This is a genomic window from Pikeienuella piscinae (assembly GCF_011044155.1).
GTDB lineage: Bacteria > Pseudomonadota > Alphaproteobacteria > Rhodobacterales > Rhodobacteraceae > Pikeienuella > Pikeienuella piscinae.
The window spans coordinates 138,355-164,511 of record NZ_CP049056.1; the positions used below are offsets into that span (position 1 = coordinate 138,355).

General features: G+C 67.1%; 25 protein-coding genes. 15 read left to right on the forward strand and 10 right to left on the reverse strand.

Annotated features, from left to right (window positions below; translation table 11 throughout):
• Position 1: 1 nt before the first annotated feature.
• Positions 2–1,084 carry a phospholipase D-like domain-containing protein gene (locus G5B40_RS00620; RefSeq protein WP_165093737.1) on the reverse strand — a complete coding sequence of 361 codons (1,083 nt, stop codon included), beginning with the start codon at positions 1,082–1,084 and terminating at the stop codon, positions 2–4.
• Positions 1,085–1,597: 513 nt separating this feature from the next.
• Between G5B40_RS00620 and G5B40_RS00625 the strand changes: the two genes are divergently transcribed.
• A complete protein-coding gene (locus tag G5B40_RS00625) occupies positions 1,598–2,251 on the forward strand; it encodes a VPLPA-CTERM sorting domain-containing protein (protein ID WP_165093739.1) in 654 nt (217 codons plus the stop codon).
• A gap of 282 nt (positions 2,252–2,533) precedes the next feature.
• Here G5B40_RS00625 and G5B40_RS00630 read toward each other — a convergent pair whose 3' ends face one another.
• From G5B40_RS00630 to G5B40_RS00650, 5 genes are all read right to left on the reverse strand, one after another.
• Positions 2,534–3,271 carry an SDR family oxidoreductase gene (locus G5B40_RS00630; protein ID WP_165093741.1) on the reverse strand — a complete coding sequence of 246 codons (738 nt, stop codon included), beginning with the start codon at positions 3,269–3,271 and terminating at the stop codon, positions 2,534–2,536.
• A complete protein-coding gene (locus tag G5B40_RS00635; RefSeq protein ID WP_165093743.1) occupies positions 3,268–4,590 on the reverse strand; it encodes an FAD-binding oxidoreductase in 1,323 nt (440 codons plus the stop codon). The genes G5B40_RS00630 and G5B40_RS00635 overlap by 4 nt, the downstream gene beginning before the upstream one ends.
• The gene (locus G5B40_RS00640; protein WP_165093746.1) at positions 4,587–5,021 is read right to left on the reverse strand and encodes a GtrA family protein; all 435 of its coding nucleotides are present in this window, start codon (positions 5,019–5,021) and stop codon (positions 4,587–4,589) included. Before G5B40_RS00640 ends, G5B40_RS00635 begins: the two co-directional genes overlap by 4 nt.
• Complete coding sequence (locus G5B40_RS00645) at positions 5,018–6,472, reverse strand: UbiA family prenyltransferase (protein WP_165093749.1); 1,455 nt, start codon at positions 6,470–6,472, stop codon at positions 5,018–5,020. The genes G5B40_RS00640 and G5B40_RS00645 overlap by 4 nt, the downstream gene beginning before the upstream one ends.
• 194 nt (positions 6,473–6,666) lie before the next feature.
• Positions 6,667–8,361 (reverse strand): hypothetical protein, encoded by a 1,695-nt coding sequence (locus G5B40_RS00650; protein ID WP_165093752.1) that lies wholly within the window; start codon positions 8,359–8,361, stop codon positions 6,667–6,669.
• A gap of 471 nt (positions 8,362–8,832) precedes the next feature.
• Between G5B40_RS00650 and G5B40_RS00655 the strand changes: the two genes are divergently transcribed.
• From G5B40_RS00655 to G5B40_RS00695, 9 genes are all read left to right on the forward strand, one after another.
• Entirely contained in the window at positions 8,833–11,082 is a 2,250-nt protein-coding gene (locus G5B40_RS00655) for an acyl-CoA dehydrogenase (protein WP_165093755.1), read from the forward strand.
• Positions 11,083–11,329: 247 nt separating this feature from the next.
• Positions 11,330–11,509 carry a hypothetical protein gene (locus G5B40_RS00660; RefSeq protein ID WP_165093757.1) on the forward strand — a complete coding sequence of 60 codons (180 nt, stop codon included), beginning with the start codon at positions 11,330–11,332 and terminating at the stop codon, positions 11,507–11,509.
• Positions 11,506–13,383 carry an acetyl-CoA hydrolase/transferase C-terminal domain-containing protein gene (locus G5B40_RS00665; protein WP_165093760.1) on the forward strand — a complete coding sequence of 626 codons (1,878 nt, stop codon included), beginning with the start codon at positions 11,506–11,508 and terminating at the stop codon, positions 13,381–13,383. Before G5B40_RS00660 ends, G5B40_RS00665 begins: the two co-directional genes overlap by 4 nt.
• A 63-nt stretch (positions 13,384–13,446) precedes the next feature.
• A complete protein-coding gene (gene pdxH / locus G5B40_RS00670) occupies positions 13,447–14,094 on the forward strand; it encodes a pyridoxamine 5'-phosphate oxidase (RefSeq protein WP_165093763.1) in 648 nt (215 codons plus the stop codon).
• Positions 14,095–14,128: 34 nt separating this feature from the next.
• The gene (locus tag G5B40_RS00675) at positions 14,129–15,574 is read left to right on the forward strand and encodes a protein adenylyltransferase SelO (RefSeq protein ID WP_165093765.1); all 1,446 of its coding nucleotides are present in this window, start codon (positions 14,129–14,131) and stop codon (positions 15,572–15,574) included.
• 136 nt (positions 15,575–15,710) lie between these two features.
• Positions 15,711–16,445 carry an SDR family NAD(P)-dependent oxidoreductase gene (locus tag G5B40_RS00680; RefSeq protein WP_165093768.1) on the forward strand — a complete coding sequence of 245 codons (735 nt, stop codon included), beginning with the start codon at positions 15,711–15,713 and terminating at the stop codon, positions 16,443–16,445.
• A gap of 75 nt (positions 16,446–16,520) precedes the next feature.
• Positions 16,521–16,703 (forward strand): hypothetical protein, encoded by a 183-nt coding sequence (locus G5B40_RS00685; protein ID WP_165093771.1) that lies wholly within the window; start codon positions 16,521–16,523, stop codon positions 16,701–16,703.
• Positions 16,700–17,998, forward strand: a complete 1,299-nt coding sequence (locus G5B40_RS00690; RefSeq protein WP_165093774.1) for a DUF2254 domain-containing protein — start codon at positions 16,700–16,702, stop codon at positions 17,996–17,998. The genes G5B40_RS00685 and G5B40_RS00690 overlap by 4 nt, the downstream gene beginning before the upstream one ends.
• A 383-nt stretch (positions 17,999–18,381) precedes the next feature.
• Entirely contained in the window at positions 18,382–18,987 is a 606-nt protein-coding gene (locus G5B40_RS00695) for a cytochrome P460 family protein (RefSeq protein ID WP_165093777.1), read from the forward strand.
• 34 nt (positions 18,988–19,021) lie between these two features.
• On the opposite strand, the gene G5B40_RS00700 is transcribed toward G5B40_RS00695, so the two are convergent.
• On the reverse strand, positions 19,022–20,314 hold the full coding sequence (locus G5B40_RS00700) for an HlyC/CorC family transporter (protein ID WP_165093780.1): 1,293 nt from the start codon (positions 20,312–20,314) through the stop codon (positions 19,022–19,024).
• A gap of 213 nt (positions 20,315–20,527) precedes the next feature.
• On the opposite strand from G5B40_RS00700, the gene proC reads away from it, so the two are divergent.
• The 4 genes from proC (at position 20,528) to G5B40_RS00720 (ending at position 22,918) form a co-directional block, all read left to right on the forward strand.
• A complete protein-coding gene (proC, locus tag G5B40_RS00705; protein ID WP_211907387.1) occupies positions 20,528–21,364 on the forward strand; it encodes a pyrroline-5-carboxylate reductase in 837 nt (278 codons plus the stop codon).
• A 90-nt stretch (positions 21,365–21,454) separates the two neighbouring features.
• Entirely contained in the window at positions 21,455–22,141 is a 687-nt protein-coding gene (locus G5B40_RS00710) for a metal-dependent hydrolase (protein ID WP_165093783.1), read from the forward strand.
• A gap of 80 nt (positions 22,142–22,221) precedes the next feature.
• The gene (locus G5B40_RS00715; protein WP_165093785.1) at positions 22,222–22,569 is read left to right on the forward strand and encodes a hypothetical protein; all 348 of its coding nucleotides are present in this window, start codon (positions 22,222–22,224) and stop codon (positions 22,567–22,569) included.
• Positions 22,556–22,918, forward strand: a complete 363-nt coding sequence (locus tag G5B40_RS00720; protein WP_165093787.1) for a hypothetical protein — start codon at positions 22,556–22,558, stop codon at positions 22,916–22,918. The genes G5B40_RS00715 and G5B40_RS00720 overlap by 14 nt, the downstream gene beginning before the upstream one ends.
• Positions 22,919–22,934: 16 nt before the next feature.
• Here G5B40_RS00720 and G5B40_RS00725 read toward each other — a convergent pair whose 3' ends face one another.
• Together G5B40_RS00725 and G5B40_RS00730 are read right to left on the reverse strand one after the other, a co-directional pair.
• On the reverse strand, positions 22,935–23,453 hold the full coding sequence (locus tag G5B40_RS00725) for a nucleoside deaminase (protein ID WP_165093789.1): 519 nt from the start codon (positions 23,451–23,453) through the stop codon (positions 22,935–22,937).
• A complete protein-coding gene (locus G5B40_RS00730) occupies positions 23,450–24,451 on the reverse strand; it encodes a hypothetical protein (RefSeq protein WP_165093792.1) in 1,002 nt (333 codons plus the stop codon). The genes G5B40_RS00725 and G5B40_RS00730 overlap by 4 nt, the downstream gene beginning before the upstream one ends.
• 173 nt (positions 24,452–24,624) lie before the next feature.
• On the opposite strand from G5B40_RS00730, the gene G5B40_RS00735 reads away from it, so the two are divergent.
• Complete coding sequence (locus G5B40_RS00735) at positions 24,625–25,602, forward strand: pseudouridine synthase (protein WP_165093794.1); 978 nt, start codon at positions 24,625–24,627, stop codon at positions 25,600–25,602.
• Here the strand turns inward: G5B40_RS00735 and G5B40_RS00740 are convergent.
• Positions 25,541–26,131 carry a hypothetical protein gene (locus G5B40_RS00740; RefSeq protein ID WP_165093797.1) on the reverse strand — a complete coding sequence of 197 codons (591 nt, stop codon included), beginning with the start codon at positions 26,129–26,131 and terminating at the stop codon, positions 25,541–25,543. The two genes, G5B40_RS00735 and G5B40_RS00740, sit on opposite strands and share 62 nt — an antisense overlap.
• Positions 26,132–26,157 lie beyond the last annotated feature (26 nt).

A 26,157-nucleotide genomic window follows, 5' to 3' on the forward strand; every position in this document is an offset into this window, starting at 1 on the left:
TTCAATTGAAGTTGAAGGAAGAGCCGTGCGCGCAGATGATCCGTTCGATCTCCGCCCGCGCGCCGCGGATCAGCGGAAGCGCGGCGCCGCATGCGTCGTCGGAGGTGATGACGATGATGTTCTCGTCGTTCACCAGATTCGCCGGGCCGGTATAGTTGAAGGAACCGATGACCAGTGTCGCTTCGTCGATCACCATCATCTTGTGATGAAGCTTGTTGACGCGGCCGTAGTCTTTCTTCACCCGCTTCAGATCGGCGCCCTCCTGGATCAAGCGGCGGGTGGGAGCCCACGCCTGGTTGCCCTGCATCCCGTCGAGTGCGCCGGCGATCTTCACTCCGGCGCGCATCGCCATCTCCATCGCGTCGTCGATGGCGGAGGATTGCGAGAAGGTGAAGATCGCGAAATCGATGCGGTCCATCGCCTTGTTGATGCGTTTGGCGATCTCCATTTCAGGGTTGTGCTCGGGCGCGAAGCAGATCTTGAAACGCACGCCGTCGACGACAATTTCGGGCGGATGGTCGCTATGGGTCGAGTCCCGGCCGAAATTTCCCTTCGCAATATCACTGAATTCCCGGCTGTAAATCTTTGCAATCTCACGAGATTCGATCGTTATCACGTGATTGAGATTGCCGCCCTGGCGGGCGCGGCCGACCCCGGTCGGGGTGAAGTTGGTGGAGCCGGTAAGCACCGACTCGCCGTCGCGGATGATGAATTTCTGATGGAAGATATGCGGGTTGAAGTCCGAGCGAAGCCAGATCGTGGTGCGCAGCGCGGCTGCGGCGAGGAGGCGGTTCGCTTCGCGGGGGCCGGCGCTTTCGAAGGCTTCCGCGACTGTCTTCGGGCGTCGGTTGGCGACGAGGTAATCCGCCTCCAGCACCATGCGGACCTGCACCTTGCGTTCGATCTCGGCGCGCAGGATCGCCTCCAGGATCGGCCGGCTCTCCAGTTCCTGCACCGCGATGTCGAGCCGTTTCGTCGCCCCGTCGATGAAGTCGACGATCGCCGCCTCGAGATCGTCGAGGCCGGGAGCGGCCGTGTCTGGGCCGAGATGGAATTTGATACGGTCGCCGATTTCGATAGGCATGGTGTGCTTCCCCTCGTTGCGGGGCGAACGCTAGCATGAATTCGCGTTACGGGAGAGGGGGACGCCGCCATCCGGCATCGCCTCGCTGCGTCTGGCGAGCGGCGTGGATCTGGGCGCGAGGCCTGCGGAGAACGCCGTGAGCGCGGAGGGGCTCCGCAATACACGCGGCGGCAATCTCGGCGCTCGATACAAGCTGTGCGGGTCCATGGCCGCGGCGGCCGGGGCCGAGCCCGGTCATCCGCCATGATGTGGACGTGCGCGATCGCACATGTCGATGGCCTGAACAGACAAGAGTCAGAACGCCATCTTTCAATATCATTCCTGATAGGTTATCTAAAAATCAGTGTGTTTCGTGTGTGTGGGTTGTTCCTGCGGCATGTTCGGCCGCGAAACTGTGGGAATCTACTCCATAAGTTGAGCTTGCGGCCCAAGTGGCGCGGAATAGTTGAATCTGTTCTTCGCTCCAGGGTGGCGAATCCGAAGTCCTTCCCGCATTGCGGGAAATTGGGGAGAATGAACGTGAATATCAAACATCTCTTGGCGGGCGTTGTAACCGCCGCTGCGATGGTGGGAAGTGCGCATGCCGCGACCTTCTCGATCGACATCTACAATTTCGACGCTAACGGCATCGAGGCGGACGCCGCCGCGACGGCCGCCAATGTGGGGGCGCAGACGCTTCTCGAAACCGTCAGCTACTCCGGCCCGCTCGATTTTTCGGTCGACGCGGCGAACGGCCTTTCGACGATCGGTGATTTCTTCGCTTCCGGTTCGGGTTCGGTTTCCGGCCTCTCAGCCGGCGTCGCCGGTCTGACGCTCAGCTCGGGCGCCGGCAGCAGTTCGGCGGTTTTCCGGACCACGACCTTCCTCGACATCACGGCGAACTTCGCGAGCGGGTTCTACGGCGACATCATGCACGATGACGGCATCAGCCTTTTCGATGACGGCATTCTCGTCACTGCGGCGTCGGCGCAGCCGCCGACGACCCAGATCACGACGGCCTACTCGTTCGATGGCGGGGCGTTCCGTCTGATTTACGCGGCGGCGAATGGCGACCCCTCGGTCCTCAACGTCTCGCAGGTTCCGCTTCCGGCCACCGCGCTTCTGCTCGTCGGCGCGATTGGCGGCCTCGGCTTCGTCTCGCGCCGTCGGCGCGCGGCCGCGGCCTGAAGATGAACTGGCGGCGCGTGGGCCGAAAGGTTCTCGCGCCGCTGCTCCGACCGGGCCGGGCGCAGGCGCCCTTTCCGCCCAACCGGTCCGACGATCTGCGGTTTCGCCGGATCAACGGCGAAGAAGCCCGCTCCGGATCACTCCCTTCGCTCGCCATCTCCTGAAGCGCATCTGCGCCTCGAACCTTTTCGCTTCACATTTCGCGCAGATCTTTCGCCCCCGCAGACGAGGTTATCCGTCAACCTGTCGCGAGGCGGCGAACGCGAAGGCGTGGTTTCGCGTTCAGATGCTGGTTTTCTTGAAAACCTGTTCGGGGATCGCGCAGATGATCGTCATTACCAGACGCCATATCGGCTTCACATAGACGACGTTCCGGTTTTTCGTGAGCGCCCGGACGACGCGATCGGCGACCTCTTCCGGCTCCGCCGTCAGGCGCGGGGGCAGGTCCATGCCCTCGGTCATCCGGGTCCGCACGAATCCGGGCTTCACCGTCATCACATGCACGCCGGTCCTGGCGAGGCGGTTCCGCAGCCCCGAAAGGAACGCGCTGAACCCGGCTTTCGCGGCGCCGTAGACATAGTTCGAAGCGCGGCCGCGATCGCCGGCGACCGAGCTTACGCCAACCAGCGCGCCGCCGCCCCGCGCCTCCATCCGGTTGGCGAGGATGGCGAAGATCGCGGCCGGCCCCTCGAAATTGCTGCGGATCACGCGCGCCGCCGCGCCGAGATCGATCTGACTCTCGGCCTGGTCGCCCATGAACCCGACGACCGAGACGGCGATGGCGGGCGGCTCAGGCAGGCCATCGACAAAGGCTTCGAGGGCGTCCGTCGCGAGCGCATCGTAGCTGTGAAGCGTTACGGAGATACGATGCCTGATCTCGATATCGCTCCGGTCCGCCTCCAGCGTGTCCGGCTGGCGCGCCGCGAGCTGGATCGCGCGGCCATCCATGGCGAAGCGATGCGCGAGCGCGCGGCCGATATCCGAGCCGGCGCCGAGAATGAGAACCGGTCCGTCATTCATAAGCCAAGCCTTTCCGATTGAGCCGAGGCGAAACGCCCGACGAGCCCCGCCGCTTCGCGCTGCTTTCGAAACGCTGCGGCGCGCTGGTCCGAGCACCGTAGCGTACGCGCCGAGATGCGGGCGTCCTTCGCGAGATAGAAGCGCCCACCATGCTCGACGGTGATCCGGTCGAGACGCTCGAGAAACGCGAGCGCCGCAGGGCTCGCGGGAAAATCGAGCGCCAGCGTGTATCCCTCCATCGGGAATGAAAACGCGCTCTCCTGCGGGCCGAAGCGTTTCAGCACCGCGAGAAAGGAGCCGCTGCCGGCGGTCGAGGTCGCCTCCAGAATCCGGGTCAGCCCGTCGCGCGCGCTCGCCAGCGGGATGACGCACTGGAACTGCACGAAACCACGCCGCCCGTAGATCCGATTCCAGTCCAACACCGAATCCAGCGGGTAGAAATAGCTGTCCCAGTCGATCAGCGTCTCGCCCCGGCTTTTCCCGCCCTTCTTCCAGTAAAGCGCGTTGAAGGCGCGGACGGTGAAACGGTTGAGCGCCCAGCCGGGCGCGTCGAACGGCGCGCGGAGCCGACGGCGGGCGGGTGTTTCGAACGGACGGTCGCGCCGGTCGGCGCTCAGGTCAGCCGGCGCCGCGTGTTCGCCAAGCATCAGAAGCGAGCGGCCGAGCGCGGCGCCTGTCGAAAGGCAGTCGATCCAGGCGACGGAATAAGTCCGGTCGGAGGTGGCCTCGAAAGCGTCCATCGCCGCGTCGAGATTGGCGACGACGAGGGTTTCCTGACGGATCCAGCCGCTCTTGACGGGAAGGAGCCGGATCGCCGCCCTGAGAATGACGCCGGTGAGACCCATGCCGCCGATCGTCGTCTCGAAGAGCGCCGGGTTCTCCGCCTTCGAGCATCGGCGTACGCCGCCGTCCGGCCCCATCAGGTCGATCCACTCGACGAATTCGCCGAACGCGCCCGCCACGTGATGATTCTTGCCATGGACATTGGCCGCGATCATGCCTCCGAGCGTAACGAATTTGGTGCCCGGCGTCACCGGCGGGAACCAGCCGCGCGACAGGAGCGCCGTTATGACATCCGCGAGCACGACGCCGGCCTCCGCCACCAGCAGGCCGGTCGCATCGTCGAAGGCGAGAAAGCGGTTCATGCGGCGCATGTCCACGACCGCATTGCGGTTCAGCGCGCTGTCGCCATAGGAGCGGCCCATGCCGCGGGGAATGATGGGCCATTCCTTCAGGGCGGCGGCCACGCCGGCCTCGTCGCGCGGGCGAATGACCCGGCAATCGATGGAGGGGAAGCGGCCCCAGCCGGATAGTTTCATGGCTGGGCCCGCCGTTCGGGGCGCGCCATCCCGGTTCTGAAGACGAAACGCAGATCAAGCTGATATTTGATGACATAGCCGATCGCCAGCCCGATGACGGCGCCCAGTTCACGCATCGGGTCGGTTCGCCAGATCAGCCAGAAGGCTGTCTCGAAGCCCCAGAACACCAGCGTCGTCACGACCCCCATGATCGTGTAGAGCGTGAACTTGCGGCCATGCGCGGCGAGGCCGGTCGAGCGGTCGTCGAAGATCCACCGCTTGTCGAGGATGTATTTCAGCACCAGCCCGGCCCCGGTCCCGGCGATCACCGCCATCGCGAAGCCGATCTCGCCATCCACCGCCGCGAGGACGAGGCGCTGCGCCGCGAGATTGGCCAGCGTCGCCAGCACGGCGAAGACTGAATAGCGGAAGACCAGCGTGGCGCGGGTCACAGCAGGCTGCCCGCGAGGACGAGCGCGCCAACGACGCCGCCGCAGAGCCGGCTGACCCGGTCGCGGACGGCGAAGACGATCGGATCGTCATCCATCTGCCCGCGATGCGCCCGCATCGCCATCCGGCTGACCCAGTAGAGCAGCACCGGTAGGACACCCCAGAGCAGAAGCGGTTGCGCGTAGAGCGTCCGAACCACCGGCGAATTCAGATAGAGCGCCAGAAGCAGGACCGAGCCGTAACCGGCGGCGATCGCCATCGTCGAGACAATGGGCAGATCGTCGCCACGATAGGCGCGCCCGGCGGCGCCCTCGCGGCCCGAGGCGATCGTATCGACGAGTTCCGCCTGCCGCTTCACAGCCGCCAGAGACAGGAAAAAGAACACCGAAAAACCGAGGAGCCATTCCGAAAGCGGAATGCCGGTCGCCGCGGCGCCGGCGATGATGCGTAGCGTATAGAGCCCGGCGAGGGTGCATATGTCGATCACCAGCCGGCGCTTCAACGCCAGGGAGTAGGCGGTGGTGAGAACGTAATAGGCGAACATGGCCGCCAGAAACTCCCACCGGCCAGGCAGAAAGGCGACGACGATCCCGGCAAGGAGCAGCAGCGCCGCCGCCATCGTCCCCCGTGACAGCGGCAATCTGCCGGAGGCGAGCGGCCGCTCGCGCTTGCGTGGGTGCGCCCGATCCGCCTGAAGATCGAGAAGGTCGTTGAGAAGATAGACGCTGGAGGCGACGAGGCTGAACGAAACGAAGGCGGCGAGCGCGGCGAACCAGGTCGCCGGCGTGAAATCATGCGCGGCGATGGGCGGCAGAAAGACGAGCATGTTCTTCAGCCACTGATGCGGGCGCATCGCTTTCAGATAGACGGCGGGCCCCGCCGGGGTCCGTTCCAGGTGACGGATCTCTCCGCCTGCGGTCGCGACCTTGCCGCGTGAGCGCCGGTCGAGACCGACGGCGATCGCGCGCCTGGCGCTGCGCCAGACCGGAAGGTCGGCGGCGGAATCGCCGATGTAGTCATAGCCGCCCGCGCCGTAGCGTTGGACGAGAAACCGCGCCTTCTCCTCTCCCTTGAGATTGCGCTCTCCGTCGGAGCCGTGAACTTCGTCGAAAAGGCCGAGATGGGCGGCGATGGCGTCGGCGTAGCCCTGGTCGGATGCGGTGCAAAGGACGACCGTCGCGCCATCGTGGCGCGCGGCGCGCAGAATTTCGAGAACCTCCTCGTCGTAGGGAAGGCGCGCAGGGTCGAGGTCCGTCGCGGTCCGGAGGCGCTGTTTCAGCGCGGCGCGGCCGTGACGGAGTTCGACGATGGCGGCGCCGGCGGCGCGCGGCTCGGCCGCGGCCGTGCGCCAGAAGGATTCGTAGAGAAGATCGGTCCGGATCAGCGTGCCGTCCAGATCGACGACCAGCGGCGTGTCGGCGGGCGAGGATGAAGGAACAGTGGTTTCGGTCATCGAATTCTCCCGAGCCATGTACCCGCCGGGCGCCGGGCGACGAAGCGCGCGCGTCCGATGATGACCGGCTGCGAGCCGGGCGTCGAGGCGCGAGCGGGATCAATACGCGAGGCGGCCGCGCCGCGCCAGTGCGGCGCCCGGTTCGGGCCGTGAACGCTGGGCGCGCGTCTCTTCACCGGGCGCTCAAGCGATGTTCACGGCGCCGCCGGGTCGAACGGGGCGTACGCGCCCGTCGCCCAGTCGAGGATCAGGATGCGGGTGAAATCCTTCGGATCGAATTCCGCGACGATGGTCGGCCCGAACTCCACATCGGGGGTGTTGCCGGCCGCCGGCCCGGTGGAGACGCTGGCGTCAGGAAACTCGTAGACGATCTCGCCGCCGCCGGGCAGGGCGCGCCGCGCCCCGTTCGCGGCGAGATCGGCGCGGTCGTCGGCCCAGAAGACCAGGAACCGGGCGCAGTCCGGCAAGGTCAGCGTTACGCGCACCCGGCCTGCGGCGCTGGGCGCGACATCCGGCGCCGGCGCGTCTTCCCCCTCGACGCAGCCAAAGATGCGCGCCAGGTAGGTCATCTCGCCCGGACGGCCCCAATGCGACATGAGCCAGCGTGGCGCGGGCCCGGTGACCGGCGCGTGGATCACCAGGAGCCGGTCGTTCGCGTTCGGAGGGGCGCTTTCGACAGCCGCCTGCAGCGCGGCGAAGATGCGCGGCTCTGGCTCGTTCGCGGCGCGCTTGATGTTCCGGAAATCCGCGACCGCCAGACTGCCGACGAACGCGGTGAGCGCGATCGCGGCGATCGGCCGGACAACGCCGCTGAAGGCGGTCGGCGCGCAGGCCAGCCGGGCGAGCAACAGGAGGAGGAAGGGATGCAGGGCGGCGGCGAAGCGCATCTCTGCGGCCACGAGCATGGCGAGGCCGGTCGCGCCGAGGGTCCAGACGACGATCAACCCGTCCGCATCCGAGACCCGGCCGCGGACGAGCCGGGTCAGCGTCCAGAGCGCCATCCAGGCGATGAGCGCGTCGAGGAGGAGATTCAGCGTAACCGCGAACGCCGCTCCGGGATGCGTCAGGATCGCGCCGGGGCCGGTTTGGAGCAGGTCGGTTGCGAACGCCTTGATGTCCGCAGCTCTCGCGATTCCGGTCGGAAAGATCGCCAGCCCCCGCGCGAGGCTTGTCGCCAGGCCCGTCAGGCCGTCGCCGGCGACGGCGTAAGCCCCGCCGGTGAGCGAGCCGAAGACCGCGACGCGCAGCGCGGCCCAGATGACGAGCGGGGCGATGACCAACGCCGCCCCGCGCAAAGAGCGCGCGAAGATGACCGCCCATAGCGCCGCCGCGAGCGGGGCGAAAAGGGCGATCTCCTTGGTGAAGACGGCCACGAGCAGCAGGAGCGAAGCGATGAGCCACCGCCGCCTCAGGCAGGCGAGCGCCGCGAGGAGCGAGAGCGCGCCCGCGAGGGCGTCCTGCTGGAAGGTGACGTAGAGCAGGCCCGGCGGAATCCATGCCGGCCCCAGCAGGATGACGACGCCGACGGCGTAGCGCGCCACGGGACCGAGGCCGAGCTCCGCGCCGAGCGTGACGGCGGCGCCGGCGGCGAGGCCGAGGACGAGGTAGACCGGCAGAAGATAGAGACCATAGGACGCCCCGAATACCAGATGGTCGAACCACATGAGAGCCTGCGAGACCGGGCGGAGAAAGTTGTAATCGCTCCCCTCGAAAAACTCGCTGTAGCCTGTGCCGATCCAGTATCCCGGCCCGAAATGGCGCGCCGTCTCGAATAACGCGACATCGTCGTGGCTAAGGGTCTTGCCGGTAAAGAATGCGGGATAGAGCGCGGCGTAGCAAAGGAGGCCGAGCAGGACGAAGAGGCCCGCATCACGAATTCCGTTCGACATTCTCAGCCTGTCTCCCCAACACAATGGCGCGGAAACTCGCACAGGGGGCGGGCCGTGTCGAGCCGGTTCCCCGGCCTCAGACTGATGCGCGCGCCAGTTTGCGGCGGATAATATTCCGGCTTTTCAAGTTCTACCCGAAGCAGCCGCACGCCAGGGCCGCGACCGAACACGGCGGCGGGGCTTGCGGTAGGGGATCTGCTCCGGTCGCGCCCGACGGCGGGGCGTCGGGTGCGCGCGCCCGGAACGAAACTTGCGTGCGCCGCGTTTTGGAAAAAGGGTGTCTGGCGCCGACCATATGGAAGCGCCTCGAACGGCGGGCGTAGGGATTCGAGCGGAACTCCACCGCATCGAGCATATATATTTGTCTGACGGGCGACGATTGGAAAGGTTGCCCGGCGGTCGCGGTGATCTGCGATTTTCGGTTCGCGGTGCGACAAGGCCGCCGGCGCCATGCGCGGAAGGGAAGCCAGAATGTCATTCAGAAGCCGCTATCTCACAGCTCCGATCATGCGCTGGGCCGAAGGCGCGTTGCCGCCGCTCTCCGACACCGAGCGCGAAGCGCTGGAGGCTGGCGACACTTGGTGGGATGTGGAGCTCTTCTCTGGCTCGCCGGACTGGTCCGTGTTGCTCGATACGCCCGCGCCCGTCCTGACGGAGAACGAGCAAGCCTTTCTTGACGGACCCTGCGTCGAACTTTGCGGCATGCTGGACGATTGGGCGATCACCAACGAAAACCGCGATCTTTCTCCGGAGGTCTGGCGGTTCATGCGCGAAAAGCGGTTCTTCGGCATGATCATTCCCGAAAATCGTGGCGGTCTCGGCTTCTCCGCCTATGCGCAATCTGAGGTGATCCGGCGCATTTCCACCCGCAGCATCACCGCCGGGGTGACGGTGATGGTGCCGAATTCGCTCGGGCCGGGCGAACTCCTGATGCAATACGGGACCGACGCGCAGCAGGATTGCTGGCTGCCGCGCCTCGCCAGCGGCGAGGAGACGCCCTGTTTCGCCCTCACCAGCCCGGAGGCCGGCTCCGACGCCGCCGCGATGGTGGACGACGGCGTTATCTGCAAGGGCGAACACGAGGGTGAGAAGGTGCTCGGTATCCGCCTTAACTGGCGCAAGCGCTATATCACGCTGGCCCCGGTGGCGACGGTGATCGGCCTCGCCTTCAAGCTCCGCGATCCGGAGGGGTTGCTCGGCGGCGCCGAGGATCGCGGCATCACCGTCGCGCTGGTCCCCGTCGATACGCCGGGGGTCGTCACCGGGCGCCGGCATGTGCCCTGCGGTCAGGCGTTTCAGAACGGGCCGACCGAAGGGCATGACGTTTTCGTCCCCCTGGATGCGATCATCGGCGGCGAAGAGCGGATCGGTCAGGGCTGGATGATGCTGATGAGCGCGCTCGCCGCCGGCCGCGGCATCTCGCTCCCCTCGCTCGGCGCCGCCGCGATCGCCTTTGGCGCGCGGACGACCGGCGCCTATGCGCGCGTCCGCCGGCAATTCGGCATCCCGGTTAGCAAATTCGAAGGCGTGGCCGCGCGGCTCGGCCGGCTCGCCGGGCTTTCCTACCAGATCGACGCCGGGCGGCGGCTGACCTGCGCCGGGCTGGACGGCGGGCGCAAGCTGGCTGTGATCTCCGCGATCATGAAGGCGCACGCGACCTTCCGGATGCGCACCGCGGTCAACGACGCGATGGACGTTCATTCCGGCAAGACGGTGATCGACGGGCCGAAGAACTATCTCGGCAATCTCTACCGCGCGATCCCCATAGGCATCACCGTCGAGGGCGCGAACATCCTGACCCGCAACCTGATCATCTTCGGCCAGGGCGCGATCCGCTGCCATCCGCATCTCCTGGACGAGATGCTGGCGCTGGAGGAGCCTGACCGGAAGCTGGCGTTGGAGCGTTTCGACAAGGCGTTCTGGGGCCATGTCGGCCATGCCTTCGCGAACGCTGGGCGCGCCTTCGTGCGGAACTGGAGCGGCGGGCGGATCGGACCGGTTCCGCCGGGCGCCGGAGCGATCGCGCGACATTACCGGCGCGTCGCCCGCTACGCCGCCTCGCTCTCGCTTGTCTCCGACCTCGCGCTCCTGACGCTTGGCGGAGGGCTGAAGCGCAAGGAGATGATCTCGGCCAGGCTCGGCGACGTGCTCTCAGAGCTTTACCTGATGACAGCGGTTCTGAAACGGTTCGAAGACGAGGGCCGGCAGGAGGCCGATATCGTCCTCGTCGACTGGTGCATGGCCTCGGGCGCGGCGATGGTCGAGAAACGCTTCGCCGAGGTGTTGCGGAACCTGCCCTCACGTCCGGCGGCCTGGCTGGCGCGCATCGTCATCGGCTCCTTCGGCGCCCGCGCGCGCGGCCCGGACGACGCGACCGTGCTGGCCTGCGCCGCGCTGCTGACCGAGCCTTCCGCGGCGCGCGAGCGCCTTACGGCGGGCGTCTATTGCGGCGCCGGGGGTGACGAGGTGAAGACGTTGGAGACCGCTTTCGATCTCGTGGTTGAAACCGAACCGCTTCGAAAACGAATGGCCGAAGCGAAAGTCGCGAGCCCGGACGAAGCCGAGGCTCGCGGCGTGCTTTCCCCGGACGAGGCGGCGCGGCTCCGTGAGGCTGACGCCGCCGTCGCCGAGGTGGTTGAGGTCGATTCCTTCGCGGCGCAGGCGCTCGCCCCGTCGATCGATATCGAAAAGGAACGCGCTGCCGCGGCGGGGGCGGCATGAGCCGCCCGGTCCATGTCGCCGATGACGCCTGAACGCCAGGCTCAGCCGTTCGGCTGCGATACGCGGGATCGCGTCAGCCTCGACATCCGCCTCCCGGTCGGCGCACTCTCTCCGAGTGCGGCTGAGGGCGCCCATGCCGGAATCGCCCAGCTGGTTGCGCGATCGGGTCGCGGCAGGTTGGCGCGGGGCTCATGCGGGGGCGCGGGAGTTATGAGTAAGACGAAGACGACAAGTCGAAGAAGCAGACATGAGAGACCGGCCGATCGCGCCGGTGTTCAGCGCCGCCGCCGCGCGCCTGCGTGACGGCGTGGCCGTGAACGCGGATATGGTCTACGCGGCCGGTGAGACGCTTCAGTCGCTGAAGGCGAAGCATGGCGAGCGTTTTCGTCCCGATCCGGGCGTGGATCGCCTCCGCGCGCGCGCATGACGGCGCGACCGGAGCGCCATGATGACGCGCGTCGTCTCGCCGAGCGGATCATCGCGCAGACCGGCGGCGATGTCAGGCTCGGCCTGCCGCTCGGCCTCGGCAAGGCGCCGCATGTCGCCAACGCGCTTTTCGAGCGGGCGCGCGCGGACCCATCGGTTCGGCTGCGCATATTCACCGCGTTGACGCTGGAGGCGCCGTCGGGCGCTGGCGATCTCGAGCGCCGTTTCGTCGAACCGATGGCGGAGCGGCTCTTCGCCGGTTGGCCGCGCCTCGCCTATGTCGATGCTTTGCGGGGCGACGGGCTGCCGCCGAATATCGAGGTCAACGAATTCTTTCTTCAGGCGGGCGCGTGGCTTTCCAGCGCGCGGGTCCAGCAGTCCTACACCTCGATCAATTACAGCCGCGCCGTGGCGATGCTGCGCGCGGTCGGGATCAATGTCGTCGCACAGCTCGTGGCGCCCGACCCGGAGGGTGGCGACCGGCTGAGCCTGTCCTCGAATCCGGACCTCACGCTGGATATGCTGGACGTGATGCGGGCGCGGGGCGGCCCGTGCCTGCTTGTCGGGCAGGAAAACGCGGCGCTGCCGTTCATGCCCGGCCCCGCGGCGCTGGAGGCGACAGAGTTCGATCACCTTCTCGCCGGCGAATCCAGCGAATTCCCGCTCTTCGCGCCGCCGCACGCGCCTGTCTCCGCCGCGGAGCATGCGATCGGGCTTCGCATCGCCGGGACGGTTCCCGATGGCGGCACGGTGCAGATCGGCATCGGCTCGATCGGCGACGCGCTCGGCGCGGCGCTGATCATGCGCCATCAGGCGCCGGCGCTGTTTCGCGAGACGCTGGACCGGCTCTGCGGCGGGCCGGCCGGCGCGCTTCGCCATGACGGGCCGTTCAACGAGGGCCTCTATGGCGTGAGCGAGATGTTCGCGCCCGCATTTCAGGCGCTCTTTCGCGCCGGCGTCCTGAAGCGGCGCGCAAAGGATGGCGCGGTGCTCCACGCCGCGTTTTTTCTCGGCCCGGAGGCGTTTTACCGTCAGCTTCGAGAGGCGCCGCCGGAAGAGCGCGCCCTTTTCCAGATGCGGCCGATCTCTTTCACCAACACGCTGGATGGCGACAGGGCTGCGAAATCGCGCGACCGGCGCGACGCGCGTTTCGTCAACAATGCGATGGCGGCGTCGCTTCTCGGCGATGTCGCCTCCGATACGCTCGAGGATGGGCGGGTGGTCAGCGGCGTCGGCGGCCAGCACGATTTCGTCATGCAGGCGCTGGACCTGCCGGACGCCCGCGCGATCATCGCGCTGACCTCCACGCGTTGGGCGAAAGGGGCGATCCATTCCCGCATCGCGCTGAGTTGTGGGCGCGCGACGCTGCCGCGCCATCTTCGCGACGTGATCGTCACCGAATACGGGCTCGCCGATCTCAGGAACCGGTCGGACGCGGACTGCGTGGCGGCGATGATCGCCATCGCCGACGACCGGTTCCGCGCAGGACTGGCCGACGCCGCCGCGCGCGCCGGCAAGCTCGCGCCCGGCGGCGCGGGCGAGAGGGTCGCGCCAAACACGCCCGATCGTATCGAGGCGGCGCTCGCCCCCGCCCGGCGCGCCGGCTGGTGCGCGCCGTTTCCCTTCGGGACGGATTTCACCCCTGAGGAATGCCGGCTTCTGGGGCCGCTGAAACGGCTGCGCGGCGTCGCGGCGCGCCCCCTGGATCTGGCCCGCTTCGCCGCCGCCGCCGTTTTCGAGCGCGCGCCGTCGGAGGAAGAGGCCCCGCTGCTGAAACGTCTGTCGCTCGACGGCGCCTGGACGCTGCGCGAACGGCTCATGGCGCGCATGGTGTTGCGGGCCGTGCGGGCGGAGGCGACCGGCCAGACCGGATGAGGGGACTTGCGCGGCGGCGGCGGCGGGATTAGCCCGTTGCGGATGATCGGCGGGAGCAGGACGATGGCGGAAGTGAAACCGGCGGGCGGCGCGAAGGCGAAGCGGGATATTTTCGCCGGAGACGACCCGTACGCGCTGGCGCGGGCGTGGCTGACGGAAGCGGAGGCGACGGAATTGAACGACCCGTCCGCGGCGGCGCTCGCCACCGCGGACAAATGGGGCCTGCCGAACGTGCGGATGGTGCTGTTGAAAGAGATCGAGGCGAACCAGGCGAAGGGCGGCTTCGTCTTCTACACCAACCATGAGAGCGCCAAGGGGCGGGAGTTGGCGGAGAACCCGCAGGCGGCCCTGGTGATGCACTGGAAGTCCCTGCGCCGGCAGGTGCGCGTGAGGGGGCCGGTGGAGCCGGCGCCGGCTGCGATGTCGGACGCATATTACAATTCCCGCGCCTATCAGAGTAGAATCGGAGCCTGGGCTTCACGTCAGTCGCGCCCGCTAAGAAGCCGCGCGGCGCTGATGGCGGATGTGGCGAAATACGCCGCGCGCTTTCCGATGAAGCCGCCGCGCCCGCCGCATTGGGGCGGCTACCGCATCCGACCGATCGAGATCGAGTTCTGGGCCGACGGGGATTTCCGGCTGCACGACCGGTTCCGCTGGACGCGGGTCGGCCCGAAGGCGACCGAGTGGAAGGTCGAGCGGCTGAACCCGTGACGCGGCGGGCCTTCGCGCCTATCTTGACGGCATGATGGATGACCTGACCCAGCCGACGATCCCGTTCGACAACAGCTACGCGCGGTTGCCGGAGCGGTTCTTCACCCGGCTCGACCCGACGCCGGTGAAGGCGCCGGCGCTGATCCGGGTGAATGAGCCGCTTGCGGCGGAGTTGGGGCTTGACCCGGCGCAACTCGCCGCCCCGGGCGGCGTCGCGGCGCTTTCGGGGAACCGGCCGCCGGCGGGCGCGGCGCCGCTCGCCCAGGTTTACGCCGGGCACCAGTTCGGCGGCTGGTCGGCGCAGCTTGGCGACGGGCGGGCGATCCTGCTTGGCGAGGTCGTGGACCGGGCCGGGCGACGGCGCGACATTCAGCTCAAGGGCTCTGGCCCGACGCCCTATTCGCGGATGGGCGACGGGCGCGCGCCGCTCGGGCCGGTTTTGCGCGAATATATCGTTTCGGAGGCGATGGCGGCGCTTGGCGCGCCGACCACGCGGGCGCTCGCGGCCGTCGCGACCGGCGAGACGGTGCTGCGCGAAGATGGCCCGCTCCCGGGCGGCGTGATCACCCGCGTCGCCGCGAGCCATATCCGCGTCGGCACGTTCCAGTATTTCGGCGCGCGGCGCGACGAGGACGCGCTGGCGCGGCTGGTCGATTACTGCATTCGACGCCACTGGCCGGAGGCGACGGGCGCGGCGGGGCTCCTGGAGGCGGTGATCGCGGCGCAGGCGCGGCTGATCGCGAAATGGATGAGCCTCGGCTTCATCCACGGCGTGATGAACACCGACAACATGGCGATCTCCGGCGAGACGATCGACTATGGGCCCTGCGCCTTTCTCGACGGGTTCGATCCGGCGAAGAAATTCAGCTTCATCGATCGGCAGGGGCGCTACGCCTACGCCAACCAGCCGGGGATCGGGCACTGGAACCTCTCGCGGCTGGCGGTGGCGCTGATCCCGCTGCTGGGCGAGACGGAGGAAGCGGCGGTGAATGTCGCGCAAGGGGCGCTCGACGCTTATCCAGGCCTCTTCGAAGCGGAATGGCGGCGGCTCTTCGGACTGAAGCTGGGGCTTGAAGGCCCGGATGCGGGGCTTGCGGAGGAACTCCTCGCGCTGATGGCCGCCGAGGGTGTGGATTTCACGCTGACGTTCCGGCGGCTCGCCGATGCGGCCGCGGGCGAGGAGGATGCGCTTCGCTCGTTGTTTGCGGACGGCGCGGCGCTGGACGCATGGCTCGGGCGCTGGCGCGCGGCGCCGGGAGCGCGGGACGCCGCGGCGATGCGCGCCGCGAACCCGCTCTACATCCCGCGCAACCATCTAGTGGAGCAGGCGATACGCGCTGGTTATGCAGGCGACTACAGGCCTTTCGAGGCGCTTCTTGAGGTGTTGTCGAACCCGTTCGATATGCAGGAGGGGCATGAGCGTTACGCTGCGCCCCCGGCGCTGGATGAAGTGGTCGCCAACACTTTCTGTGGAACCTGAAAACGACCGGAGTGGAGACGAACGGCGGTGTTCGCGGCGCGCTCCGCGGCTTGCCGCCGCCCCCGGCCCGCCCTAGACTCGGCTCAGCGACGGGCGCGCCCCGCAGCCGAGCCCGTGACCGTCCTGGAGGCGCCCCATGCCCGACCGCAAGACCCTTCTCCTGACCGGCGCCTCGCGCGGGATTGGACATGCGACCGTGAAGCGGTTTTCGTCGGCCGGCTGGCGCGTCATCACTTGCTCGCGCCAGCCTTTCCCGGAGGATTGCCCCTGGGAGGCGGGAGAGGAGGACCATATCCAGGTCGATCTCGCCGACCCGAACTCGACCATCGAGGCGGTGGAGGAGGTCCGGCGGCGACTGAAATCCGGCAAGCTGGAGGCGCTGGTGAACAACGCCGGGATCAGCCCGAAAAACGAGGACGGCGGGCGGCTCGACACGTTCTCCACCGATCTCAGGGCATGGGGGCAGGTCTTTCACGTCAACTTCTTCGCTCCTGTCGTGCTGGCCCGCGGGTTGAAGGCGGAGTTGGCGGCGGCGAAGGGCGCGGTGGTCAACGTGACTTCGATCGCTGGCGCGCGGGTCCATCCGTTCGCCGGGGCGGCCTATTCGACATCGAAAGCCGCACTGGCGGCGCTGACGCGGGAGATGGCGCATGATTTCGGGCCGCTTGGGGTCAGGGTGAACGCCATCGCGCCGGGCGAGATCGAGACGGATATCCTGTCGCCGGGGACCGAGAAGATCGTCGAAACGTTGCCATTGCGCCGGCTTGGCAAGCCGGAGGAAGTGGCGCGGACGATCTACTATCTCTGCACCCCGGAAAGCTCCTATGTCTCGGGCGTCGAGATCGAGATCAACGGCGGTCAGCACGTATGACGGCTTGCCAAGCGGGACGAGACGCCCGATCCTGCGCCTAGCGGCGGAGAAACGTCGAGACAGGGAGCGGCGCAGATGCGCGGACGATTCGAACTCATCACGCTTTGCGGAGCGACGATCGGGGCGATTTACCTGCTGAAATCACATTTGGATGGGATTCCGCAGATCAGAACACATCACGCGACGATGGCGATCGCCTTCGTCGCCATCGCCTATGCGCTCGCACATGTGCTGGAGCAGATATCGAGGCGGGATTGAGAGCGCTCCTTCTGAAGATCGGGCGGCTCGCGCCTTTTCGCAATTTCGTCACCTTTCCCGGGCTGATCAGCCTTTCCGGCGTCGTGATCGCGGCGGCGACGGTGTGGGCGGACACGCATCTGATCGAATATGCGAAGAGCCTCGGTCTCGCGATGTTCTCGGCCGCCGTCGCGCAGACGGTGCTCTCCACCCTCGCCGGCGCGGCGATGACGGCGCTCAGCCTCGTCTATTCCATCGTGCTCGTCGTCTTCACCCTCGCTGCCGGGAATATCGGGCCGCGGCTTCTGGAGCGGTTCTCACAGGACCGTGTCAATCAGATCGCCGTCGGCGTGCTTGGCGCGCTTTTCCTTCATTCGCTCATCGCGCTCGCCTTCACCGAAAACGCGGACGGTTTCTTTTCCGTCGCCGCCGCCTGCATTCTGGCCGTGCTGGCGTTGCTTCTTCTACTCGTCTTCGTCGACAAGGTGTCAGGCCGGGTGACGATAGACGAGGAGATCGCGCGCATCGCCACCGATCTCGACAAGCAGTTCGCGCGGGAGGACGCGCGGGTCAGCGGCGTCGCCGCGGCCAGTCTTGTCCGGATCGACGGGCCAGAGACGGCGATCACGGCGCGCAAATCGGGTTATATCAACCGCATCGCCGTCGAGGCGCTGGTCACGCGCGCCGCCAGTCTCGATTCGTACGTCGATTTCAGCGCCCGAGCCGGCGATCATGTGCTGAAGGGGGATCGCATCGGGGTCGCGATGGCCGGCGATCACGCGACGATGGCGGAGACCGCCGCCGGGGCGCTCACATTTGGTTTGCGTCGCACGGCGGAGGGTGATCTGCGCTTTTCGGTCAATCTCCTAATCGAGATCGCGCTCCGCGCTCTCTCACCTGGCGTCAATGACAGCTATACCGCGATCGCCTGTATCGATCGGCTGACCGCTTCCTTCGCACGGGCGGCGGAAGGCGGCGTGCATTCCGGCGTCTATTGCGACGCGGCGGGTGCGGCGCGGGTCTTCGTGCCGCGCAGCGGTCTCGGCGACCTGATCCGGGCGAGTTTCGATCCTCTCAGGCGCGCCGCGCGCGGAAATGGTCTGATGCAGGAGGCGCTCATCCGGGCGCTCGGCCGGCTTCGCCCCTATCTTTCCGAAACAGCGCAACGCGAGACCGAACGGCAGATCGCGCTGGTCGTGGAGGAGGCGGAGGCGTCCGACATGTTGCCGGCCGATATCGGAAGCCTGACGGCGCTGGCCGTGGCGAGCGGCGACGGCGAAAGAGGTTCCCGAGTCGAATCTGACCGCCACGGCTGAGGGTGTCCGGACGGCGCGCCACACGTTGATTGGCTCGCGGATGGCGAAATTGGGTGTCACCTAGCGCGATGCGAGCAGCCGAGGACGGCGTCGCAGGCGTGACGCTCTTTCCGCATGGCGGCGTCGACCTGACGTGATGCGAGAATTCCGGCGATGCGGCCGCGCCGAAACGCATCACCTCCGACCGTCCCCGGATGCGACGAAAAACGGGATGCGCCGCAGGCACGATGCGTTCATCGCGCGCCAACGGGACGTTTCACTTTCTCACGCCGAGTTCAGACGAGTTGTGTGGCGTCGCACATTCCGGCGCGCATGATGGACGCGGATTTGAAACCGAAGACGCGAAAATGGCCCGCCGGCCATCCGCATAAGGGAGAGAGAAAATGAACCAGTCCGGTGCACTCGCGGTCGCGGCGGCCGCTTTTACTCTGATCGGGTTCGCCGGGGAGGGGCGGGCGGCGGATTGCACGGCGCCCGCCGATCCCTACGACCTCAGCCATGAGCAGGCGAACGCCGTGTACGAATGCCTCAAGGATGATCTTTACGCGGGTTATCAGCAGGGCGACAAGGGTTGGATTCCATCCGAGATGGTGAGCGGTTATCGCAAGTGGGGCGCGGCCACGACAGCGCCGGCGAACCCGGGCTTTCATGGCGGCAGGTTCCTTTTCACATATGTGAACGAAACCGGTTTCGACGCCTACACCGAATACGCCGAAGACCCTGATATTCCGGCGGGAACTAAGATCGCGAAGGAGAGCTTCACGATCGGCGAGGATCTTTCTGTGAAGCCAGGGCCGCTTTTCCTGATGGAAAAGGTCGCCGCCGGCGTCTCGCCGGAGACGAATGACTGGTATTACATGATGGTCGCCCCCAACGGCGCGCCGCAGGCCATCGACGTCGAGACGGCATGCAGCGCCTGCCATATGGAGAATTACGGCTTCCAGGGCGGACTTGGCTATCCGATCGAGGACGTGCGGCTGCCGAAGTGACGCCGCGCCGCGCGCGCGATCTCCGGCCCGCGCGTCAGCGCGGGTCCAGCGGCTTCACCCGCAATTTGGTGATGCGATGGCGCTCGCGGGCGAGAACCTCGAAGCGGAAGCCGTGGAACGAGAAGATCTGGCCCGCGTCGGGGATCGTCTGGGCTTCGTGAATCACCAGCCCGGCGACGGTGGTCGCCTCGTCGTCGGGAAGGTCCCAGTCGCCGAAACGATTGAGGTCCCTGATGGTCATTTCGCCCTCGACCTCGATCGAGCCGTCGGAGCGTTTGGCGAGCGTCGCCTCCTCCGGATCATGCTCGTCTGAAATGTCGCCGACGATCTCCTCCAGGATATCTTCGAGCGTGATCAGGCCCTGAAGATCGCCGTATTCGTCGACAACGAGCGCGAAATGGCTGCGCCGACGCAGGAACTCCCGCATCTGCTCGTCGAGCGAAGTGGTGTCAGGAACGAACCAGGGCTCCATCGCCACCGCCATGACGTCGAAGTTGTCGAGCGCGGCGCGGCCCGGCGCAGCGGCGCGGGCGAGGCGGTCGACTTCGCGTAGCAGATCCTTCGCGTGGATCACGCCGACGATGTTCTCCGGCTCGTCGCGCCAGACCGGGATGCGGGTGTGCGACGAATTGAGGAAGAAGGCGACGATCTCGTCCGGCGCGGCGTCGGCGTCGATCGTTTCGATGTTGCGCCGGTGGCGCATCACCTCGGAGACCTCGCGCTCGTTCAGGTCGAGCGCGGCGAGAAGCCTGTCGCGGTCGTCCTTCTCCACGCCGCCCTCGGAGTGATGGAGGTCGATGGCGCCCCTGATCTCCTCGTGCGCGCCGAGGATGCGGGCGTCGGGATCGGCGCGAACGCCGACGACACGGAGCGCGCCGCGGGCGAGAACCCGGATTACGCCGACGACCGGAGCGAAGAGCCGCACGAAGATCGAGATCGGTTTCGCGACCCGAAGCGCCGCGGTCTCCGGGCTGGTAATCGCATAGGTCTTCGGCGTGACCTCGGCGAAAACCAGAACGAGAAACGTCATCACCAGCGTCGCCCAGGCGACGCCAGCCTGCCCGAAATGCCGGGTGAAGAGATGCGTCGCGAGAGAGGCGGCGAGGATATTGACGAGGTTGTTGCCGAGCAGGACCGCGCCGATCAGCCGTTCGTTATCCTCTGTCAGTTTCAGGGCGCTCGCGGCGCCGCGCTCGCCTCTGCCGGCGAGCCGGTGCAGAGCCGCGCGGCTGACCGCCGTCAGCGCGGTCTCCGAGCCGGAAAAGAATGCGGAAAGCAGAAGAAGACCGATAATCGCGGCCACCGTCCACAATGTCGCGGGGTCCATTGAATTCTCCTCGGCGGGGTCAGACCCGCGATATTAGGCGTGGGAACGACGCGATCAAGCGGCGGTGCCCTTCGGTCCAGTCGTCATGGATGCGAAAACCCGATCCCATGCGCACCCTCTAGCGCGGATCGCCGACGCTGGCGAGAGCCCCGCCCGGCAAGCCGGCGAGCGCGAACGCCGCGCGTCTTGACGCGCGCGGGCGGGGGGCGCCTGATGTGCGGAGAGACGGATTGGGAGACGATAATGGCCGAAACGGTGCTGCTGGTCGGATGCGGGAACATGGGGCGGGCGATGCTGGCCGGGTGGATGGCGGCGCGGCCGAACCTGAACGCGCATGTGGTGGAGCCGGACGCGGGGTTGCGCGACCAGGCCGCAGCGCTCGGCGCGGCCGCGGTCGCGGCGCCCGGCGATCTGCCGACGGATCTTGCGCCCGAGTTGGTCTTCCTCGCGGTGAAGCCGCAGGTGATGCCGGCGGTGCTGCCGGATTACGCCCGTTTCGGGGGCGCGAGCTTCGTCTCGATCGCGGCGGGAACCACCGTGGCGACGCTGCGCGACGGGCTCGGGGCCGGGGCGGCGGTGATCCGCTGCATGCCGAACACGCCGGCGGCGATCGGCGCGGGGATGATGGTCTGCTACCCGACGCCGGAGGTCGGCGCGGAGGCGAAGGCGCTGACGGCGGCGTTGCTGTCCGCGTCCGGCGAGGTCGACTGGATCGACGACGAAGCGCTCATGGATGCGGTTACGGGGGTTTCGGGCTCCGGCCCCGCCTATGTCTTTTATCTGATCGAAACGCTGGCGGCTGCCGGGGCCGCCGCGGGCCTGCCGGAGCCGCTCGCCGCGAAACTGGCGATGCAGACCGTGATGGGCGCGGGCAAGCTGGCGGCGGATAGCGGGATCGCGCCGGGCGTGTTGCGCCAGCAGGTGACCAGCCCGGGTGGCACCACGGCGGCGGCGCTCGACGTGCTGATGGCGCCGGACGGGTTGCAGCCGCTGATGACGCGCGCGGTCGAGGCGGCGCGGGCGCGGGGGGCCGAACTCGCGAAAGGGTGAGGGAGACCGGACTTCAGGATGCGGGCTTGTGCGCGCCGGGGTGAATGTGGAATGTCGGCGCATGACGGACGAAGAGAGGAGACCGCGATCATGAAAATCACCTGGCTTGGCCATTCCGGTTTTCGCATAGAGGCGGCGGATCAGACTCTCCTTATTGACCCGTGGCTCCGCGGCAACCCGAGCTTCGACGAGGCGGATTTTGACGCTGCGATCGAAGGCGCGACGAATATCCTGATCAGCCACGGCCATGGCGACCATTCCGGCGACGCGGCGGAGATCGCCCGCGCCACCGGCGCGCCGGTCGTCGGCATCTACGACTGGACGACCTGGCTCGAGGAGACGGAGAAGGTGAAGGTCGTCGGCATGAACAAGGGCGGCACGGCGAAGCTGGGCGATGTCGCGGTCACGATGGTGAACGCGACGCATTCATCCTCGGTGATGGTCGAGGGGCGCCCGGTCTACGCTGGTCATGAATCCGGCTTCATGATCGCCGCCGAGGGCCATGTGATCTATTTCATGGGAGATACCGATGTGATGGCGGATATGGGGGTTTTCGCGGAGCTTCATCAGCCGGATATCGGCATTGTCCCGATCGGCGGACATTTCACGATGGATCCGCCGCGCGCCGCCTTCGCCTGCCGGAAGTTCTTCGAATTCAAGACGATCATTCCCTGCCATTATCGAACTTTTCCGCTCCTTGCTCAATCGGCGACGGACATGGAAGTGCCCGGCGCCAACATCGTCGAGCCGGAGGTGATGAAGGCGATTACGATCTGAACGCAGCCCCAACGATTGCGCGCTCCGGACGTTGCAACGAACAGGCGATCGATCCATCATCGATCCTGAGGAGAGCCGAGATGAATATGCGTTCCCGACTGCCTGTCCCGCTTGTACTGTTCGGAGCGCTGTTCGCCGCGGGCGCGATCGCGCAGACGGCCATCGAGACCGATGAACTGACGCCCGCCGGCGAGCGGGTGGAGATCGGGGGTCCGGTCGGCGGCCCCGAAACATCGCCTTTCCTGACGCCGGGTTTCGACGCGGGCGTATACAGCAAGCCGCGCTACGGGCGGTATGGCGACTCTTCAGACCGGATCGGCGCGGCCAATGATTTTGACTTCGATTCGCTTCTGACGCCCGGCGCGCGCGGCTCCAAGCGCAGCATGGCGGGGCGCGGAACCGATCTGCGGTTCGATGTCGATCGCTAGAGCGGCGCGCGCAGGGTCGACTCTCCTGCTCATTCTCTTCATGGCGGCGCCCGCCGGCGCGCAGGTCGTTGAGGGCGAGGCGCCCGGCGGACCGGACGCCGGTGTGGCGGGCGCGCGCCCCGAAGCGCCGGAGCCGGATACGGATCGGCGACTGAATCGTGACGAGACTCCGACTGAGCGGCGCGCGCGAGAGACCCGTGCGACTGTCTTCGACGAGCACGGCCGGCACCGCGATCCGCGCGAACAGAACTCCCGCGGGAGCGGGGTGGCGGTGGACCGTCTGCGCCGCGACCAGCGCCCAGACTACAGCGTCGGTCCGGGGGTGAACATCATTCGCCGGCAACCCTGAGCTGAAGGCGCTCCTGTCAGGGCTCACGCTCATGCCGGGCCGCGCGAGAGGGGGCGATTCCGGACTGAGCCGAAACGCTCTTGCCGCGACGCTCGCGGAAGAAGCGGCGTAGCAGCGTGGCCGATTCCGTCTCCGCCACACCATCGTAGATTTCGGGCTTGTGATGGCAGGTCGCCTGCGAAAAGAAGCGCGGGCCGGAAGCGACGGCGCCGCCCTTCGGGTCGGTCGCGCCGTAGTAAAGCCGGCTGATCCGCGCGAAGGAGATCGCGGCGGCGCACATCGCGCAGGGCTCCAGCGTCACATAGAGATCGAGACCGGGCAGGCGCTCCGACCCAAGCGTCGCGCAGGCCGCGCGGATCGCCAGGATTTCGGCGTGGGCCGACGGGTCGTTCAACTCGCGTGTGCGGTTGCCGGCTGCGGCGATGATCTTCCCGCCCGGCTGCACGATGACCGCGCCAACCGGCGTCTCGCCCCGCGCCGCCGCCGCGCGCGCTTCTTCCAACGCCGCCTGCATGTGGGAGGTGAAACCGGTCATCCTGCGCTCTTCATCGACGAGATGATTTTAGTCGCTTCGTCGATTGGCGCTTTCACTTCCTTGCCAAGCGGCACGTTGTCGGGCGCCAGCGCGGCCGTCGCGCGCTTCAACTGGTTGAGATCGCCGTCGGCCAGGACGAGCGTGCAGGCGCGCGAACGATAGAAGGCGGAAAGCCGGAGCGCGTAGCGATAGAGGTTCAGGAGGGCGGTGGCGAGAAACAGCAGGACGAAAATGATGCCGAACCGCATCAGCCCGGAGGCGAGAAGAGCGTTGCGCTCCCGACCTTCGGTGCGAATGGCGGGTTCCTTCAGGCGTGCTTCGGCCAGTTGCGAACGAGCCCGCTTGAGCGAGCCCACATCCGTCGCGCCGCGCATCGTCTTGATCAGCTCCTGCTGCGCGTTATGGTCGGTGTTGAGGGCGCTGATCCGGGCGTCAATTGACGCGAGTCGGACTGTCCGCGCCTCCGCAGCGTCGGCGCCGCCCGGTTTCCTTGTGCCGAAGATTTCCGACATCTCACTGTAGGCCGTTTCGATTTTCTTCGACAGTTTCGCGGCCGACGCCTCGGCCAGGTCAAGCGGCGTCTGCGCTTCGCGGACCAGAACCTGCGCCTGTGCGCCGCGGTCGAAGGCGGCGTTGCAATGGCCTTTGAAATTCGTTTCGAATGTCAGCGCCGGATCGGCTCTCAACGCCATGACGTTTGTCGTGGCGCTGGCCGGGCTAGCGTGATCCGGGGCGGCGCGACCCGGCGCACAGAGATATGATAGCCGAATGCCCGAAATGGCGGTCAGTAGTATTTCAAAAAAATATGACCACTCCCGCTGTGGGTGTCGATCAGCATCTCCAAATAGAATGAGCGGATCGTAGCGACTTGAAGATAATTTCAAAAGCAGAACTATGATCAATACAATCAATAAAAATGTCCATAATCGCCTTTCGTTTGAAAAGAATATTGGTATTTTTGACCAATATACGGCAAGCGCGGCGATATTGATGGCCATCAGGGGAATCGGCGGGACGGATATCACCACACCATTTGACGGGAGATTTACATTGAAAGCGACGCTGGGCGTCACCAGAACGCCGGCTGCGATCCGGATTATCGGCGCCCGGATCGTCAGCCAGATCCGTTTTAGAGCTTTCATTGTCCCCCCGGGGAGCCTATGCGGCTGAAATGCAGCAGGATGACGATAACACAAGCGAACGGATCGCGAAGCGGCTGGCGCGGGCCGGCGTCGCCTCGCGCCGTGAGGCGGAGCGGATGATCGAGGCCGGGCGCGTGCGCGTCAACGGCGAACGGATCGACAGCCCGGCGCTGAATGTGACGTTGAGCGACCGGATCGAGGTTGATGGCGCGCCGCTCGCGGCGGCCGAGCCGCCCCGCCTCTGGCGTTACCACAAGCCCGTCGGGCTGGTGACGACGGCGCGCGACGAGAAGGGCCGGGCGACAGTGTTCGAGAAGTTGCCGGAGGATTTGCCCCGCGTGATGAGCGTCGGGCGGCTCGACATCAATTCCGAAGGGCTCTTGCTGCTCACCAATGACGGCGAGTTGAAGCGGCGTCTGGAGCTGCCGTCCACGGGCTGGACGCGGCGCTATCGGGCGAGGGCGCATGGCCGGATCGATGAGGCGGGCCTGGAGCCGCTTCGGCGCGGGATCACCATCGAGGGCGAGCGCTTTCAGCCGATGGTGGTCTCCGTCGAGCGGGTGCAGGGTGGCAATCTCTGGCTCTCCCTCGCGCTGAAAGAGGGGCGGAACCGAGAGATCAGGCGGGCGCTGGAGGCGGTCGGGCTGGCGGTGAACCGGCTGATCCGGGTCTCCTACGGCCCGTTTCAGCTCGGCGATCTGGCGGCGGGCGGGGTCGAGGAGGTCAAGTGGAAGATCCTGCGCGATCAGCTTGGCTTGAAGCGTGACCCCGATACGCTGCGCGGACCGGCGGCCAAGACGCCGGAACCCGATGTGGAAACGAAACGCGGGCGCAAGCCGGGCGCGAGATCCGACGCCAAGCCCGGACGCGATGGTGGAGCAAAGCGCCCGCCGGGGGCCGGCCGCGGTCCGAAGCCGGGCGGCGAGACCGGCGGGAAATCCGGCGCTAGACCCGCATCTCGGCGCGGTAGCCCGCGCGGAGCGCCGCGAGGGTCGAGGCGGGGGTGAGAAGCGTCAGCGGCGCTTTCGGCGCGGCGGGCGCATAGCCGGTGAACGACCAGCGATGAAAACCGGATCCGTCGAACAGGAAGGCGTCGCCGCCAGCCGCGACCATTGCGCCGGGGGCGAGATCGGCGTGCGCGACGGTCGGCCCCTGCGCACGGCGTTCCATCTTCAGCACCGCGTCCATTTCGTCGGCCGTCACGCGCGCGCCGCCTCGCCCGGCCGCCCATGCGGCGGCGAAGGCCTTCGCCGCATCGCGGCGACACTCGTAACAGGGGCGATGACCGGCGGCGAGCGCGGTCGCCTCGTCGAGAAAGAACAGTTCGGTATAGCCGTCGCCCATCACCGTCCGGCGGCGCCCCTTGAATTCCAGCCGGCATATGATCCAGCGTGGCGAGGCTTGACGCCGCACGATCCGCCAGTCCCGATGGATGCGCCCGCCGCGATTGCCGAGCCAGCCGCCTTGCGCGGCGGCGGCCACGATCTCGCCAAAGGGCGTGACCCGGTTCGGCAGCGGCGAGGGACGGCTGGACATGGTGCGAAGGCTCGTCGAAATACGGG

What these genes read in the sequence shown, in the direction of transcription:
- pdxH (WP_165093763.1), top strand. Translation starts at nt 13,447, where the DNA reads ATGGCGGAAGTGAAACCGGCGGGCGGCGCGAAGGCGAAGCGGGATATT.
- G5B40_RS00650 (WP_165093752.1), bottom strand. Translation starts at nt 8,361, where the DNA reads ATGTCGAACGGAATTCGTGATGCGGGCCTCTTCGTCCTGCTCGGCCTC.
- G5B40_RS00730 (WP_165093792.1), bottom strand. Translation starts at nt 24,451, where the DNA reads ATGGCCATCAATATCGCCGCGCTTGCCGTATATTGGTCAAAAATACCA.
- G5B40_RS00665 (WP_165093760.1), top strand. Translation starts at nt 11,506, where the DNA reads ATGACGGCGCGACCGGAGCGCCATGATGACGCGCGTCGTCTCGCCGAG.
- G5B40_RS00715 (WP_165093785.1), top strand. Translation starts at nt 22,222, where the DNA reads ATGAATATGCGTTCCCGACTGCCTGTCCCGCTTGTACTGTTCGGAGCG.
- G5B40_RS00675 (WP_165093765.1), top strand. Translation starts at nt 14,129, where the DNA reads ATGGATGACCTGACCCAGCCGACGATCCCGTTCGACAACAGCTACGCG.
- G5B40_RS00695 (WP_165093777.1), top strand. Translation starts at nt 18,382, where the DNA reads ATGAACCAGTCCGGTGCACTCGCGGTCGCGGCGGCCGCTTTTACTCTG.
- G5B40_RS00700 (WP_165093780.1), bottom strand. Translation starts at nt 20,314, where the DNA reads ATGGACCCCGCGACATTGTGGACGGTGGCCGCGATTATCGGTCTTCTT.
- G5B40_RS00645 (WP_165093749.1), bottom strand. Translation starts at nt 6,472, where the DNA reads ATGACCGAAACCACTGTTCCTTCATCCTCGCCCGCCGACACGCCGCTG.
- G5B40_RS00660 (WP_165093757.1), top strand. Translation starts at nt 11,330, where the DNA reads ATGAGAGACCGGCCGATCGCGCCGGTGTTCAGCGCCGCCGCCGCGCGC.
- G5B40_RS00720 (WP_165093787.1), top strand. Translation starts at nt 22,556, where the DNA reads ATGTCGATCGCTAGAGCGGCGCGCGCAGGGTCGACTCTCCTGCTCATT.
- G5B40_RS00635 (WP_165093743.1), bottom strand. Translation starts at nt 4,590, where the DNA reads ATGAAACTATCCGGCTGGGGCCGCTTCCCCTCCATCGATTGCCGGGTC.
- G5B40_RS00655 (WP_165093755.1), top strand. Translation starts at nt 8,833, where the DNA reads ATGTCATTCAGAAGCCGCTATCTCACAGCTCCGATCATGCGCTGGGCC.
- G5B40_RS00710 (WP_165093783.1), top strand. Translation starts at nt 21,455, where the DNA reads ATGAAAATCACCTGGCTTGGCCATTCCGGTTTTCGCATAGAGGCGGCG.
- G5B40_RS00680 (WP_165093768.1), top strand. Translation starts at nt 15,711, where the DNA reads ATGCCCGACCGCAAGACCCTTCTCCTGACCGGCGCCTCGCGCGGGATT.
- G5B40_RS00740 (WP_165093797.1), bottom strand. Translation starts at nt 26,131, where the DNA reads ATGTCCAGCCGTCCCTCGCCGCTGCCGAACCGGGTCACGCCCTTTGGC.
- proC (WP_211907387.1), top strand. Translation starts at nt 20,528, where the DNA reads ATGTGCGGAGAGACGGATTGGGAGACGATAATGGCCGAAACGGTGCTG.
- G5B40_RS00735 (WP_165093794.1), top strand. Translation starts at nt 24,625, where the DNA reads ATGCAGCAGGATGACGATAACACAAGCGAACGGATCGCGAAGCGGCTG.
- G5B40_RS00725 (WP_165093789.1), bottom strand. Translation starts at nt 23,453, where the DNA reads ATGACCGGTTTCACCTCCCACATGCAGGCGGCGTTGGAAGAAGCGCGC.
- G5B40_RS00625 (WP_165093739.1), top strand. Translation starts at nt 1,598, where the DNA reads ATGAACGTGAATATCAAACATCTCTTGGCGGGCGTTGTAACCGCCGCT.
- G5B40_RS00630 (WP_165093741.1), bottom strand. Translation starts at nt 3,271, where the DNA reads ATGAATGACGGACCGGTTCTCATTCTCGGCGCCGGCTCGGATATCGGC.
- G5B40_RS00685 (WP_165093771.1), top strand. Translation starts at nt 16,521, where the DNA reads ATGCGCGGACGATTCGAACTCATCACGCTTTGCGGAGCGACGATCGGG.
- G5B40_RS00620 (WP_165093737.1), bottom strand. Translation starts at nt 1,084, where the DNA reads ATGCCTATCGAAATCGGCGACCGTATCAAATTCCATCTCGGCCCAGAC.